Genomic DNA, 14,345 nt, shown 5'->3' on the forward strand with positions numbered 1-14,345 from the left:
TGGAGAATAATTATGAGCAATGTTTTTCCCGGCGCTTTTCCTGGCCGTCGCCTGCGCCGTTTACGCCGTCATGATTTCAGCCGTCGCCTTGTCGCTGAAAATCAGTTGACGGTCAATGACCTGATTTATCCCGTGTTTGTGATGGAAGGCAAAAATCAGCGTCAGGAAGTGCCTTCGATGCCGGGCGTGTATCGTGTGACGCTGGATCTTCTGGTGAAAGAAGCGGAAGAGCTCGCCAAGCTGGGTATCCCGGTACTCTCACTGTTCCCGGTGATCGATACCGATAAAAAGTCGCTGAATGCCGAGGAAGCCTACAACCCCGAAGGGCTGATGCCCCGTGTGATTCGCACGCTCAAAGACGCGGTGCCGGAGCTGGGGCTGCTGACGGACGTTGCCCTGGATCCCTATACCACACACGGGCAAGACGGCATTATTGATGAAGACGGCTATGTGATTAATGACATCACCAAAGCCGTTCTGGTGCGTCAGGCGCTGTGTCATGCTCAAGCGGGCGCAGAAATCGTTGCACCAAGCGACATGATGGATGGGCGCATTGGTGCCATTCGCGCTGAGCTGGAAGCGCAACATCTGGTAAACACCCAGATCATGGCGTACTCGGCAAAATACGCCTCTTGCTACTATGGGCCTTTCCGCGACGCGGTCGGCTCGGCAAGCAATCTGAAAGGCGGTAACAAAAAAACCTATCAGATGGACCCGGCTAACGGGGATGAAGCCTTGCAGGAAGTGGCTCAGGATTTGCAGGAAGGCGCGGACATGGTGATGGTGAAACCCGGTATGCCTTATCTGGATGTGCTGCATCGGGTTAAAGAAACGTTTGGCGTGCCGACCTTTGCCTATCAGGTTTCCGGCGAGTATGCCATGCACATGGCGGCCATTCGCAACGGCTGGCTTCAGGAGCAGCCGTTGGTGATGGAATCACTGCTGTGCTTCAAGCGCGCAGGGGCAGACGGCGTGCTGACCTATTTTGCCAAGCAGGTTGCACAATGGCTGCGTGACGAACAGCTTTCCCGCTAATCGTCTCCTTCGTTCAGCCCTATCCGTTCGCCGCCCGTGAGTGCTCTCACCGGCGGCGTTTCTTTTATCAGGTACGGTGGACTATAGCTTCTTGAACTGGCGATTATCGAGGCTTTGCGGCACCTGCTTGTTAAGAAAATTGAGCAGCAGCATGGAGCGGGCTTCACCATCAGGTTCACTGTAAATCGCCTGTAGTCCGGTAAACACCCCTTCGGTAATCAGCACGGTGTCCCCAGGATACGGCGTTTGTGGATCGTGAATTATCTGCACCGGGTGTTGCGCCAGTTCGGTAATCACACTCACGGGGATGACGGCAGGCAGAGCGCCGAAACGGATAAAATGGCTGACGCCCCGTGTTGCGGCAATCGTGGTGGTATGGATGCGTTCGGGATCGAACTCAATAAACAGGTAGTTGGGAAACAGTGGCTCGCTGACTTCCGCGCGTTTTCCCCGCACGACTTTTTCCATTTTGATCATCGGGCTCAGGCAGTTAACGGCCTGGCGTTCAAGGTGTTCCTTGGCGCGCAGCAGCTGCCCACGTTTGCAATACAATAAATACCAGGCTTCCATAATGTGTTGTGTCGATGATCTGTCAGTCGATGAACATTGCCGGGAAGCATAACAAAACCCTGTGCGGATAAATAGCGGCACGAAGAAGCGACAGAATTGGCAAGAAACCTTATAATGTCGTTTTCCCAGACTGCATTGACAATCAGCATGAAATATCGTGATTTACGTGAATTTCTCGCGCTTCTGGAACAGAAGGGAGAACTGAAACGCATTCGCCACCCTGTCAGCCCCCATTTGGAAATGACGGAGATTGCCGACAGAACGCTGCGTGCGGGTGGTCCGGCGTTGCTGTTTGAAAATCCCACCGGTTATACCATGCCTGTGCTGTGCAACCTGTTCGGCACCCCGGAGCGGGTGGCAATGGGCATGGGACAGGATAGCGTGGCGGCGCTGCGTGATGTCGGCAAGCTGCTGGCCTTTTTGAAAGAGCCTGAGCCGCCCAAAGGATTCCGCGACCTGATGGAAAACATGCCCAAATTCCGTCAGGTGCTCAATATGCCCACCAAACGGCTGTCATCGGCGCCTTGCCAGGAGCAGGTTTGGTCAGGGGAAGACGTCGATCTGACCCGTATTCCTGTGATGCAGTGCTGGCCGGAAGACGCCGCACCCTTGATCACCTGGGGCTTAACGGTTACGCGCGGGCCGCACAAGGCGCGTCAGAATATCGGTATTTATCGCCAGCAGGTGCTCGGTAAAAACAAGCTGATCATGCGGTGGTTATCTCATCGCGGCGGCGCGTTGGATTTCCAGGAGTGGTGTCAGGAAAACCCCGGTCAACGCTTCCCGGTGTCTGTCGCGCTCGGTGCCGATCCGGCGACTATCCTTGGTGCGGTAACGCCGGTGCCAGATACGCTTTCCGAATACGCCTTTGCCGGGCTGCTGCGCGGTTATAAAACCGAAGTGGTGAAATGCCTCTCCAACGATTTGGAAGTGCCCGCCAGCGCGGAAATTGTGCTGGAAGGGTACATTGAACCGGGAGAAATGGCGGCGGAAGGGCCGTATGGCGATCACACCGGCTATTACAACGAAGTCGACAACTTCCCGGTGTTTACCGTCACGCATGTCACGCAGCGTCAGGATGCCATTTACCACTCAACCTATACCGGACGTCCGCCGGATGAGCCTGCTGTGCTGGGGGTGGCGTTGAATGAAGTGTTCGTGCCGATTTTGCAAAAGCAGTTCCCGGAAATTGTCGATTTTTACCTGCCGCCAGAAGGGTGCTCCTATCGTCTGGCGGTAGTCACTATGAAAAAACAGTACGCGGGTCATGCCAAACGGGTGATGATGGGCGTATGGTCTTTCCTGCGCCAGTTTATGTATACCAAGTTTGTCATTGTCTGCGATGACGACATCAATGCCCGTGACTGGAAAGATGTGATCTGGGCCATTACCACCCGTATGGACCCGGCACGGGATACGGTACTGATGGAAAATACGCCGATAGACTATCTGGATTTCGCGTCGCCGGTGTCGGGGCTGGGTTCCAAAATGGGACTGGATGCCACCAATAAGTGGCCCGGCGAAACTCAGCGCGAGTGGGGGCACCCCATCAAGAAAGATCCTGAGGTGTGTGCCCGTATCGATGCTATCTGGGATGAGCTTGCCATTTTTAACGACAGCCCGCCGCGTGCTTGATGTAGGGTGTGCCGCTGTTATTCGTTTTGCTTTTATCACCCTTAGAGGGAATGCATGACAACATTGAGCTGTAAAGTGACATCCGTAGAGGCGATAACGGATACGGTTTATCGGGTACGTTTGTTGCCGGAAGCCCCTTTCTCTTTCCGTGCCGGTCAGTATTTGATGGTGGTAATGGATGAGCGTGATAAGCGCCCGTTCTCGATGGCATCAACGCCGATGGAACAGCAGTTTATCGAACTGCACGTGGGGGCCTCAGAGCTGAACTTGTATGCGATGGCGGTGATGGATCGTATTCTGAAAGAGCGCGCGCTGACGGTGGATATCCCCCACGGTGAGGCCTGGCTGCGCGAAGAGAGCGATCGTCCGCTGATCCTGATTGCGGGCGGTACGGGGTTCTCTTATGCGCGCTCTATCCTGCTGACGGTGCTGGCGCATCAACCCGAGCGCGAGGTCGCGATCTACTGGGGTGGCCGGGAGATTAAGCACCTGTATGATTTGAACGAGCTACAGACGCTGGCGAGCCAATATGCTCATTTGCAGGTTATTCCTGTGGTTGAGCAACCGGAACAGGAGTGGCACGGCAGAACGGGTACGGTGCTCAGTGCGGTATTACAGGATTACGGCACACTGTCAGGCCACGATATCTATATCGCCGGTCGCTTTGAAATGGCTAAAATTGCCCGCGAGCGCTTCTGTAACGAGCGCGGTGCGCTGATTGACCACCTGTATAGCGACGCCTTCTCCTTCATTTAAGTGTGTTAAAAAACGAGCTGTTTCCGACGGAGTTCATCAACGGGTGGAAACAGCACGTGTGCCAAAGGTGCACCAAAGCATCTTGCGTTGTGACCAGGCAGACCCGCACCAGCCGCAACGTGATGCGCTACCGATTACTTGAATTCACAGGTTTGTACCGTCCAGCGCCGCGCCTGTTCGCTGATGGTGAAGCCCAACCCCGCACGGTCAGAGACCCACATCCGGCCATCGCGCAATTCAAGCTGTTCGTTAAACAGCGGATTCAGCCATTCAAAGTGTTCCAGCCAGGGCTCGATAGGGTAGGCAGCGGCGAGGTGCAGGTGTACTTCCATCGCGAAGTGCGGTGCCAGTTTCTTACCGTGTTTGGCCGCCAGATCCATGATTTTCAAAAACGGCGTCACGCCGCCAACGCGTGGTGCGTCTGGCTGAACGAAGTCGCAGGCGTTGCCGAGGATCAGTTGCTCGTGTTCTCGGAAACTGGTCAGCATTTCGCCGGTGGCGATCGGGGTGTCCAGCGCGGTTGCCAGCGCCGCATGGCCCTCTACGTCATAAGCATCCAGCGGTTCCTCAATCCACACCAGATTGAACGCCTCCATTTTCCTGCCCATACGGATCGCGGTTTCACGATCCCATTGCTGATTGGCATCGACCATTAACGGGAAGTCATCGCCCAACGCCTGACGCACGGCGGTGAGGCGGCGAATATCTTCGGCGGTGTTCGGTTGCCCGACTTTGATTTTAATGCCGCCAATGCCATTTTCGCGGGAAATCACCACGTTTTTTAGCACCTGATCGAGCGGCGTATGCAGGAAACCGCCCGAGGTGTTATAGCACTGCACCGAATCGCGATGTGCGCCCAGTAGCTTGGCCAGCGGTAATTTGGCGCGTTTGGCCTTCATGTCCCACAGCGCAATATCAATCGGGGAGATCGCCTGTACCGCCATCCCGCTGCGCCCTACGGAAGCACCGGCCCACAGCAGTTTGGTGTAGATTTTGTCGATATCGTTAGGGTCTTCGCCGAGCAGATTATCGGCAATTTCCTTGGCATGCGCGTAAATACCCTGACCCCCCGCGCGTTTGGAATAGCTGAACCCCACGCCCTCAAAGCCATCCCGGGTGCGGATTTCAGCGAATATGATCGCGACTTCCGTTAATGGCTTTTGGCGTCCCGTCAGCACTTTGGCATCACTCACCGGGGTTGCCAGCGGTAAAAAGGCTAAGGAGATCTTCACCTGTTCAATACGATCCCCTGTCTCGGCTGCTGTCGGGGTGTGTGCAGTTTTGGCGTAGCTTACGGCATCTGAATTGGCGTGTAGGGTCATGATGGCATCCTGAAATAAAATGATTGCGCTAACATTTTTAGATCGAACCTGTTGTCGGCGCTATTATTACGCGTTGTTTTTGTATAATGGATCACAAATTAAGCCGTGTCGCTGTGTAATAGCCTGTGAGTTGTGAGGGGGGCGTTGGTATTGATATTACGGGTATCGTTTAAATGATAGCGCAATCATTTTATGGAAAAGATCCTGCCTACCGGGCAGGTGAGTGGAAAACCGTGCCACTATTCAGGATAATGCCAACGCCGGAAGTCTGACCGTTGATAAGGAAACACGTCATTGAAAAGCGATAAACGCGCCAAGGGTAGCCAACCGCGTACGCCTACACTCGAGGATGTCGCCAGAGCATCTGGGCTGTCGCCAATGACGGTAAGCCGGGCGTTGAACACGCCCAAGCTGGTGAAGGCGGCAACCATCGACAAGGTGATGGAGGCGGTGCGCATTACCGGCTATATCCCCAACCTGCTGGCCGGAGGGTTGGCCTCTCGCCGCAGCAAGCTTATTGCCGTGGTGGTGCCGCAGATCAACAACGCCATGTTTGTCGATACCATTCAGGCTATCAGTGATGAGCTGGACGCGCGCGGCTATCATATGCTGCTCTGCGTGGCGGGATATTCCGATGAAACAGAAGCGGAAATTGTGGCCACATTATTGTCACGTCGCCCTGATGGGGTGGTGTTGACCGGTATTCATCACACGCCGGAATTGCGCAAAATCATCCTCAATGCGCAGATTCCGGTGGTCGAGATTTGGGATTTGACGCCAACCCCGCTGGATATGCTGATTGGCTTTTCCCATGAGAAGATTGGCTTTGCCGCAGCAGACTATCTGCTGGGTAAAGGCCATCGGCGTTTCGGTTTGATTTGGGCCGCGGATCGGCGTGCGGCGCAGCGAAAGAACGGTTTATATGATGCTTTAGCGCGCCAAACCGACTGCGCGCTGAGTGAAGTCATTGTGCCGTTACCCGCCTCGATGGCGGCGGGGCGCAGTGGGCTACGCCAGCTATTGGCGCAAGGTGAGCCGTTGGAGGCAATAGTCTGTAGCTCTGATACCCTGGCGCAGGGCGCGATCATGGAAGCGACAGCGCAAGGCGTAGCGGTGCCGCAGCAACTGGCCGTCATGGGATTTGGCGATTTGGCGTTTGCGGCGCATAACGTGCCGTCGATCTCGACGCTGGGCGTCGACAGTTGGAAGATGGGCAAAGAGGCTGCCACGCTGCTTGCTGACAAGATTGAAGGAAAAAGCACGGAAAGCCCGATTATCGATATCGGTTTTACCCTGATTGAGCGCGATTCCGCCTAGTGAATGTGCTCCGCGCCACGCCGGAGAGATAACCGCTCCGACGTGCGCGTTGGCAAATTATACCCGTTCAAATACCGTGGCAATGCCCTGACCAAGACCGATGCACATGGTCGCTACGCCAAACTGCACGTCGCGCTGTTCCATCAGATTGATCAGCGTGCCGGAAATGCGCGCGCCGGAGCAGCCGAGGGGATGACCGAGCGCGATAGCCCCACCGTTCAGGTTCACCTTGTCATCGATGATTTCCAACAGCCCTAAATCTTTCAGGCAGGGTAACGTTTGTGCGGCAAAGGCTTCGTTGAGTTCAAACACCCCGATATCCGTCAGCGCCAACCCTGCGCGCTTTAACGCCAACTGCACGGCAGGTACGGGACCGTAGCCCATAATGGACGCATCGCAGCCGACCACTGCCATCGCCTTAATGCGCGCGCGCGCGGTTAGGCCCCGCTCCCGTGCGCGTGATTCACTCATGACGAGCATGGCGGCTGCGCCGTCAGAGAGGGCGGAGGCATTGCCTGCGGTCACTGTGCCCTGCGCCGGATCGAAGGCGGGCTTCAGGCTGCTCAGGTTTTCTACCGTGGTATCGGCGCGAATCACTTCGTCATCGTGAAACGCGTGCAGTATGCCATCGGCGTCGTGGCCGACCGTGGGGACGATTTCATGGCGGAAGGCACCGCGTTGGGTTGCCTGCCAGGCGCGTTGATGAGAGCGTGCGGCGAACTGATCCTGCATGTCACGGCTGATGTGATGAATGCGTGCCAGCATCTCTGCCGTCAGCCCCATCATGGCAGCCGCTTTCGCCACGGTGCGGCTCAGGCCCGGATGAAAATCGACACCGTGGTTCATCGGCACATGCCCCATGTGCTCCACACCGCCGATCAGGCACGTGCTGGCATCCCCCACCATAATGGCGCGGGCGGCATCGTGCAGTGCCTGCATGGAGGAACCGCACAGGCGGTTGACCGTGACGGCGGGCACGGTCGGCGGAATCTCCGCCAACAGCGCCGCGTTGCGGCCGATATTAAAACCTTGCTCCAGCGTTTGTTGTACGCAGCCCCAATAGATATCGTCTATCTCATGGGCGTCCAACGCCGGGTTACGGCTCAGCAGGCTGCGCATCATGTGGGCGGACAGATCTTCGGCGCGCACCTGACGGAATGCACCCCCTTTTGAGCGTCCCATCGGGGTGCGGATGGTGTCGACAATAACAACGTTTTCCATATTCTGTGACCTCATGCCGATTAACCGAGAGTGATACCCGCGTGCGGTGCCGCTGGGGGATAGTAGCTGTCGTTACGCTCTGCCAACTGGCGCAGGCCGTCGGGGATCTGATATATCCCCCCGAGGGATGCCAATGCCTCAGCCTGTAGCGCGTATTCGCGGCTGCCCAGCGTATCGAGATAGCGGCAGGCACCGCCGTGGAACGGCGGGAACCCCAGCCCATACACCAGCGCCATGTCAGCTTCTGCAGGGCTGGCGACAATGCCTTCTTCCAGACAGCGGGCGACTTCGTTGACCATCGGGATCATCATGCGGGCGATAATCTCTTGTGCGGTAAAGGTGCGACTGCCGTTGGCAACCTCCGACAGCAGCGCATCGACGCTTTTATCCTGCTCTTTTACCGGCTTGCCCTTCTTATCGGGCGTATAGCGGTAGAACCCTTGCCCGTTTTTCTGGCCATAGCGTTGCTGTTCGAACAGCACATCAATAGCGTCGCGTGCGGTTTTCTGCATGCGCTGCGGGAAACCCTGCGCCATAACCGCCTGTGCATGGTGAGCAGTATCGATACCGACCACGTCCAGTAAGTAGGCCGGTCCCATTGGCCAGCCGAACTGCTTCTCCATTACGCTGTCTATCTGGCGGAAGTCAGCGCCATCGCGCAGCAACAAGCTGAAAGCGGCAAAGTAGGGGAACAGCACGCGGTTGACGAAGAAACCGGGGCAATCGTTCACTACGACGGGGGTTTTGCCCATCTTGCTGGCGTAGGCCACCACGCGTGCGATGGTGTCATCGCTGGTTTGCGGGCCACGGATGATTTCCACCAGTGGCATCCGGTGCACCGGATTAAAGAAGTGCATGCCGCAGAACCGCTCAGGACGTTGCAGGGATTTTGCCAGCAACGCGATAGGGATGGTGGAGGTATTGGAGGCCAGGATGGAATCTTCGGCGAGGTGCGTTTCCGTTTGCGCCAGCACTTCCCCCTTCACCCTGGGGTTTTCCACCACCGCCTCCACCACGATATCGATATCCGCAAAGCGGCCATAATCGAGCGTTGGCTGAATCTGGCTCAGGATAGTCGCCATTTTCAAACCGTCCAGCTTGCCGCGCGTCAACTGGCCGTTGAGCAGTTTCGCGGCCTCTGTCATGCCCAGTGCCAGCGCTTTGTCGTTGATGTCTTTCATTACAATCGGCACGCCCTTGTAGGCGGACTGGTAGGCGATGCCGCCCCCCATAATGCCAGCGCCCAGCACGGCGGCCTGGCGCGGTACGGATACCGCACCTGACAGTTTCTTGGCCTTACCCTTAACATACTGATCGTTTAGGAAAATACCGACTAAAGCACGTGCGGCTGAGGTTGCTGTGAGCGTCACAAAATTCTGTGTCTCGAGGCGTAACGCATCATCGCGCGTCATCCCCGCCGCAGCCTCAACGGTTTTTACTGCGGTCAACGGGGCGGGATAATGTTTACCGGCGGTTTGCGCCACCAACGCTTTGGCCATGGTAAAGCTCATTGCTGCTTCTATTGCATTGAGCTTCAGCGGTTCCCGTTTTGGTTTGCGGTAGGACAACCAGTCAATCTGACCGGAAATGGCCTGACGGAGAACGTCTGCTCCCGCCGCCGCCAGTTTTTCATCAGGCACCACCGCCTGAACCAGGCCGATTTTCAACGCTTCTGATGCATCGATGTCTTTTCCTGCGGCAATGATTTCCAGCGCGCTGTCGGCGCCCAACAGGCGCGGCAGGCGAACCGAGCCGCCAAAGCCGGGCATGATACCGAGTTTGACTTCTGGCAGACCGATGCGCGTGGAGGGGGTAACGATACGGATATCCACCGCCAGAGCACATTCGCAGCCGCCGCCGAGGGCATAGCCGTTGATGGCGGCTACCGTAGGCACTGGCAGATCTTCAAGACGGTTGAAAATGCGGTTGGCTTGTTCCAACCAGGTCTGAAGATGCTCGCGCGGTGCCGCGAACAGCGACAAGAATTCGGTAATATCGGCACCGACGATAAACGCCGGTTTATCCGAGCGCAGCAGCAGGCCTTGCAAGCCTTCCAACTGCTCAAGCACGGTCAACGCATTGCCCAGACTGGCAACGGTTTTGGTATCCAGGGTATTCACCGAACCGGGGGAGGCAAACACCAGCTCCGCGATCCCTTCCTCCAACCAGCGCACATAGAGCGTTTCACTTTGATAAAGCATAGCGATCTCCAGAAACCGTATAATGATCTGGTACGACCAGATGAGTGGATTGTGGTCGAATGTTAAATAAATGCAAATAAAAGATTAATTATTTGCCATTTCGATCACAAAGCGCTCGCCGCTACCCTCCTGCGATCACTGTGATACACTGAGCGTATCTTGCTGTGGTTAATGAGGATCTTCATGGAAAAGCTGGCATCTTTGTTCCACCAGCATCTGGCGACGATGCAACAGCACGCGCAAAACGTACTGACGCAGCATCAGCTTGATGCGGTGTTAATTCATTCCGGGGAGCCCCTGACGCGTTTTCTGGACGATCAGGAATACCCCTTCAAGGTTAACCCTCAGTTTAAAGCCTGGGTTCCGGTGACCCACGTGCCCCATTGCTGGCTATGGGTAGACGGCGTTAACAAACCCCGGTTGTGGTTCTATTCTCCGGTCGATTACTGGCATAACGTTGCGCCATTGCCGGAGAGCTTCTGGACCAAAGACATTGACGTGAATGTGTTGCGCAAGGTGGACGATATTGGTTCGCTGCTGCCTGCGGCGCGCGAGCGTGTGGCCTATCTTGGCTACGTGCCTGAACGTGCGCTGTCTCTGGGCATTGCTCCGCAACATATCAACCCGAAATCCGTACTGGATTATCTGCACTACCATCGGGCCTATAAAACCGACTACGAACTGTTCTGTATGCGTGAAGCGCAGAAAACGGCGGTGGTCGGGCACCGTGCCGCGCATGAAGCTTTTTTGTCCGGCATGAGCGAGTTCGATATCAATCAGGCCTATCTGACGGCGACAGGTCATCGGGATACCGATGTGCCGTATGACAATATCGTCGCGCTCAATCAGCACTCCGCGGTGCTGCACTATACCCAGCTTGAGCAGCGGGTACCGTCAGAGGTTCGCAGTTTCCTGATTGACGCCGGGGCGGAATATCATGGCTATGCCGCCGACCTGACCCGCACCTATTCCGCGCAAAGCGATCACCTGTTTGCGCAGCTCATCAAGGATTTGAATCAGGAACAGCAGGCGCTGATTGAGTCTATGCGGGTCGGCGTGCGCTATACCGACTACCATATTCAGATGCATCAGCGCGTGGCAAAACTGCTGCATCGTCATCACCTGGTGCAAGGGATGAGCGAAGAGGCGATGGTGGAGAGCGGGCTGACCGGGGTATTCTTGCCGCACGGGTTGGGCCATCCGCTGGGTTTGCAGGTGCACGATGTGGGCGGTTTCATGCAGGACGAACACGGCACGCACCTGGCCGCGCCAGATGCTCATCCCTACCTGCGCTGCACGCGTATTATGCAACCCCGTATGGTGTTGACCATAGAGCCGGGTATCTATTTTATCGAATCATTGCTGGCGCCGTGGCGCAGTGGACAATACAGCCAGCATATTGATTGGAAAAAGATCGACATGCTGAAACCGTTTGGTGGGATTCGCATCGAAGACAATATCGTGTTCCATGAGAAACGCGTTGAAAACATGACGCGGGATCTGAATCTGGCCTGATGCAACGTTATAAGATTCCGGCTTGTGAAGTCAGCGTCAGCGAAGAGATAAAAAAGAGCCGCTTTATCACGCTGCTGGCGCCGACCAACGGTGTGGCGGCGGCCAAGGCCTACGTGCAGCAGGTGCGCGAGCGTTATTCTGATGCTGGACACCACTGCTGGGCCTTTGTTGCCGGGGCTCCGGATGATTCGCAACAGCTCGGCTTTTCGGATGATGGTGAGCCCTCGGGAACGGCGGGAAAACCCATGCTGGCGCAGCTGATAGGGAGCGGAATCGGTGAGATAACCGCTGTCTCGGTACGTTACTATGGCGGTATCCCGCTGGGTACCGGGGGATTGGTCAAAGCGTATGGTGGCGGTGTCCAGCAAGCACTGAAGCAGGTGGAGACGCTGGAAAAAGTGCTGCGCACGGCGTATCGGTTACAATGTGACTATGCCTTACATGAGCCCGTCAGCGCGTTGATTCGGCAAATGGGCGGCGAAGTGAATCGCTGTGATTACGGTGCAGAAGTGACGTTGCAGGTGGCGATCCCTGACAGTGCTTATGAAGAGACGGTGCGCCGTTTGCGCGATATAAGCAGGGGAACGTTGCAAATATCCATTATATGATAATAATTCAGCGCTGTTTGATGACTCGTTAAGGATGTTTCTCCATGCACCTGCGCGCCATTACCCGCATTGTTGGGTTACTGGTTATTCTGTTTTCCGGGACCATGTTTATCCCTGGCCTGGTTGCTCTGATTTATCGTGACGGCGCAGGACGGGCATTCACGCAAACCTTTCTGGTTGCCCTGTTTATTGGCAGCGCGCTCTGGTTTCCCAATCGTAAACACAAGCATGAACTGGCCTCGCGCGAAGGTTTCTTGATTGTGGTGCTGTTTTGGACCGTGCTGGGTAGCGTAGGGGCACTGCCGTTTATCTTCTCTGAACATCCGAACCTCAGCGTGACCGATGCCTTTTTCGAATCGTTCTCCGGCTTAACCACCACCGGCGCGACCACGCTGGTCGGGTTGGATTCTCTGCCAAAAGCCATTCTGTTTTACCGGCAGATGTTGCAGTGGTTCGGCGGGATGGGGATCATCGTTTTGGCGGTGGCAATTCTGCCTATCCTCGGCGTTGGGGGCATGCAGCTCTACCGCGCTGAGATGCCGGGGCCGTTGAAAGACAACAAAATGCGGCCGCGCATCGCGGAAACCGCGAAAACGTTATGGATGATCTATGTGCTGCTCACCGTGGCCTGTGCGGTAGCACTGTGGTCGGCGGGGATGTCACTGTTTGATGCTATCGGGCACAGCTTTTCCACCATTGCCATCGGTGGCTTTTCAACCCATGACGCCAGCATCGGCTATTTCAACAGCCCCACCATCAATACCATCATCGCGGTGTTTCTGCTGATTTCCGGCTGTAATTACGGTTTGCACTTCGCCATGCTGAGCGGCAGAAGCCTCAAGGTATACGGGCGCGATCCGGAATTCCGCATGTTCATCTTTGTTCAACTGTCGCTGGTGGCGGTGTGCACACTGGTGCTGTGGTTCCATAATGTCTACGACAGCGGTATCCAAACGTTAAATCAGGCGTTTTTCCAGGTGGTGTCCATGGCGACCACCGCGGGGTTTACCACCAGCAGCTTTGCCGCCTGGCCGCTATTCCTGCCCGTTTTGCTGCTGTGCTCTGCCTTTATCGGTGGGTGCGCAGGGTCGACGGGCGGTGGCTTAAAAGTGATTCGCATCCTGCTGTTGTTCTTGCAAGGGCACCGCGAGCTCAAGCGGTTGGTGCACCCTAACGCGGTCTATACTATAAAGCTTGGACGTCGTGCGCTGCCGGAACGTATTCTCGAAGCGGTGTGGGGCTTTTTCTCCGCCTATGCGTTGGTGTTTATTGTCAGTATGCTGGCGGTTATAGCCACCGGCGTGGACGATTTTTCTGCTTTTGCCGCTGTCACGGCGACGTTAAACAATCTGGGGCCAGGATTGGGTGTAGTGGCCGATAACTTCACTACCATGAATGACGCTGCGAAATGGATTCTGATTTCAACCATGCTGTTCGGGCGCCTTGAAGTCTTTACCTTGCTGGTGTTGTTTACGCCTACGTTCTGGCGCGCATAACCTAAAACAAAAAGCCAAAGAGCAATGTCCTATGAAAGCGTTGATACTTTTTTCCAGTAAGGATGGTCAAACCAAGGCTATCGCCTCTTATATCGCCACGGTGCTAAAGGGGAAGATAGAGTGCGATGTGGTGAACCTCACGGCCGCTGACCATATCGAACCCGCGCATTACGATCGCATTCTGATCGGTGCTTCGGTGCGTTACGGCCATTTCCAGCCGGAGGTCTACACCTTTATAAAACAACACTTGGCGGAATTGCAGCGTCTGCCAAATGCTTTCTTCTCTGTGAATCTGACCGCTCGTAAGCCAGAAAAGCGCACTGCACAAACCAATCCCTACACCAGGAAGTTTTTGCTGCGCTCACCGTGGCAACCCGCACTGTGCGGTGTGTTTGCTGGTGCATTGCGCTACCCGCGCTATGGTTGGCTCGATCGGGTGATGATTCAGCTTATTATGCGAATGACCGGCGGTGAGACGGACAGCAGTAAAGAGATTGAATACACCGATTGGCAACAGGTTGAGCATTTCGCACATGAATTTGCTCAGCTTGGCGCAAAAAAACGCGTTTAATGCTGATGTTTAGTACGCAATGCCGAAAAAATACGCACTCAGAAATAAAATTGAAATTAGCCCTTGTCAGGGCACGAGAAGTGTCTATACTGCGCCTC

12 protein-coding genes are annotated in these 14,345 nt (G+C 55.7%); 8 read left to right on the plus strand and 4 right to left on the minus strand.

Features of this window, described 5'->3' with window-relative positions:
* The first annotated feature begins 12 nt into the window (after positions 1 to 12).
* Positions 13 to 1,035: a porphobilinogen synthase gene (gene hemB / locus J5069_RS19985; RefSeq protein WP_264645501.1), complete on the plus strand. Its 1,023-nt coding sequence runs from the start codon at positions 13 to 15 to the stop codon at positions 1,033 to 1,035.
* 81 nt (positions 1,036 to 1,116) lie between these two features.
* On the opposite strand, the gene rfaH is transcribed toward hemB, so the two are convergent.
* The gene (gene rfaH / locus J5069_RS19990; protein ID WP_264645502.1) at positions 1,117 to 1,605 is read right to left on the minus strand and encodes a transcription/translation regulatory transformer protein RfaH; all 489 of its coding nucleotides are present in this window, start codon (positions 1,603 to 1,605) and stop codon (positions 1,117 to 1,119) included.
* 147 nt (positions 1,606 to 1,752) lie between these two features.
* Here rfaH and ubiD point away from each other — a divergent pair, with 147 nt between their 5' ends.
* Both ubiD and fre read left to right on the plus strand, forming a co-directional pair.
* On the plus strand, positions 1,753 to 3,240 hold the full coding sequence (gene ubiD, locus J5069_RS19995) for a 4-hydroxy-3-polyprenylbenzoate decarboxylase (protein ID WP_264645503.1): 1,488 nt from the start codon (positions 1,753 to 1,755) through the stop codon (positions 3,238 to 3,240).
* Between the two features lie 54 nt (positions 3,241 to 3,294).
* Entirely contained in the window at positions 3,295 to 3,996 is a 702-nt protein-coding gene (gene fre, locus J5069_RS20000; protein ID WP_264645504.1) for an NAD(P)H-flavin reductase, read from the plus strand.
* A gap of 134 nt (positions 3,997 to 4,130) precedes the next feature.
* Here the strand turns inward: fre and J5069_RS20005 are convergent, their stop codons facing one another.
* Positions 4,131 to 5,318, minus strand: a complete 1,188-nt coding sequence (locus J5069_RS20005) for an L-talarate/galactarate dehydratase (protein WP_264645505.1) — start codon at positions 5,316 to 5,318, stop codon at positions 4,131 to 4,133.
* 294 nt (positions 5,319 to 5,612) lie between these two features.
* Here J5069_RS20005 and J5069_RS20010 point away from each other — a divergent pair, with 294 nt between their 5' ends.
* Complete coding sequence (locus J5069_RS20010; protein WP_264645506.1) at positions 5,613 to 6,635, plus strand: LacI family DNA-binding transcriptional regulator; 1,023 nt, start codon at positions 5,613 to 5,615, stop codon at positions 6,633 to 6,635.
* 57 nt (positions 6,636 to 6,692) lie between these two features.
* Here the strand turns inward: J5069_RS20010 and fadA are convergent, their stop codons facing one another.
* Positions 6,693 to 7,856: an acetyl-CoA C-acyltransferase FadA gene (gene fadA / locus J5069_RS20015; RefSeq protein WP_264645507.1), complete on the minus strand. Its 1,164-nt coding sequence runs from the start codon at positions 7,854 to 7,856 to the stop codon at positions 6,693 to 6,695.
* Between the two features lie 20 nt (positions 7,857 to 7,876).
* Positions 7,877 to 10,057, minus strand: coding sequence for a fatty acid oxidation complex subunit alpha FadB (fadB, locus tag J5069_RS20020; RefSeq protein ID WP_264645508.1), 2,181 nt, complete (start codon positions 10,055 to 10,057; stop codon positions 7,877 to 7,879).
* Between the two features lie 183 nt (positions 10,058 to 10,240).
* Here fadB and pepQ point away from each other — a divergent pair, with 183 nt between their 5' ends.
* Genes pepQ through hemG form a run of 4 tightly spaced genes read left to right on the plus strand, consistent with a single transcriptional unit; the run spans position 10,241 to position 14,247 of the window.
* Positions 10,241 to 11,572 (plus strand): Xaa-Pro dipeptidase, encoded by a 1,332-nt coding sequence (gene pepQ, locus J5069_RS20025; RefSeq protein WP_264645509.1) that lies wholly within the window; start codon positions 10,241 to 10,243, stop codon positions 11,570 to 11,572.
* Entirely contained in the window at positions 11,572 to 12,180 is a 609-nt protein-coding gene (locus J5069_RS20030; RefSeq protein ID WP_264645510.1) for an IMPACT family protein, read from the plus strand. The genes pepQ and J5069_RS20030 overlap by 1 nt, the downstream gene beginning before the upstream one ends.
* A 44-nt stretch (positions 12,181 to 12,224) precedes the next feature.
* Complete coding sequence (gene trkH, locus J5069_RS20035; RefSeq protein ID WP_264645511.1) at positions 12,225 to 13,676, plus strand: Trk system potassium transporter TrkH; 1,452 nt, start codon at positions 12,225 to 12,227, stop codon at positions 13,674 to 13,676.
* A 31-nt stretch (positions 13,677 to 13,707) separates the two neighbouring features.
* Entirely contained in the window at positions 13,708 to 14,247 is a 540-nt protein-coding gene (hemG, locus tag J5069_RS20040; RefSeq protein WP_264645512.1) for a menaquinone-dependent protoporphyrinogen IX dehydrogenase, read from the plus strand.
* Positions 14,248 to 14,345: the final 98 nt, after the last annotated feature.

This window comes from Candidatus Symbiopectobacterium sp. NZEC127 (genome assembly GCF_025962675.1).
In the GTDB taxonomy this organism is placed as follows: domain Bacteria; phylum Pseudomonadota; class Gammaproteobacteria; order Enterobacterales; family Enterobacteriaceae; genus Symbiopectobacterium.

Excerpts from the sequence above, each read along its gene's own strand:
- hemB (WP_264645501.1), top strand. The coding sequence starts at position 13 with ATGAGCAATGTTTTTCCCGGCGCTTTTCCTGGCCGTCGCCTGCGCCGT.
- rfaH (WP_264645502.1), bottom strand. The coding sequence starts at position 1,605 with ATGGAAGCCTGGTATTTATTGTATTGCAAACGTGGGCAGCTGCTGCGC.
- ubiD (WP_264645503.1), top strand. The coding sequence starts at position 1,753 with ATGAAATATCGTGATTTACGTGAATTTCTCGCGCTTCTGGAACAGAAG.
- fre (WP_264645504.1), top strand. The coding sequence starts at position 3,295 with ATGACAACATTGAGCTGTAAAGTGACATCCGTAGAGGCGATAACGGAT.
- J5069_RS20005 (WP_264645505.1), bottom strand. The coding sequence starts at position 5,318 with ATGACCCTACACGCCAATTCAGATGCCGTAAGCTACGCCAAAACTGCA.
- fadA (WP_264645507.1), bottom strand. The coding sequence starts at position 7,856 with ATGGAAAACGTTGTTATTGTCGACACCATCCGCACCCCGATGGGACGC.
- fadB (WP_264645508.1), bottom strand. The coding sequence starts at position 10,057 with ATGCTTTATCAAAGTGAAACGCTCTATGTGCGCTGGTTGGAGGAAGGG.
- pepQ (WP_264645509.1), top strand. The coding sequence starts at position 10,241 with ATGGAAAAGCTGGCATCTTTGTTCCACCAGCATCTGGCGACGATGCAA.
- J5069_RS20030 (WP_264645510.1), top strand. The coding sequence starts at position 11,572 with ATGCAACGTTATAAGATTCCGGCTTGTGAAGTCAGCGTCAGCGAAGAG.
- trkH (WP_264645511.1), top strand. The coding sequence starts at position 12,225 with ATGCACCTGCGCGCCATTACCCGCATTGTTGGGTTACTGGTTATTCTG.
- hemG (WP_264645512.1), top strand. The coding sequence starts at position 13,708 with ATGAAAGCGTTGATACTTTTTTCCAGTAAGGATGGTCAAACCAAGGCT.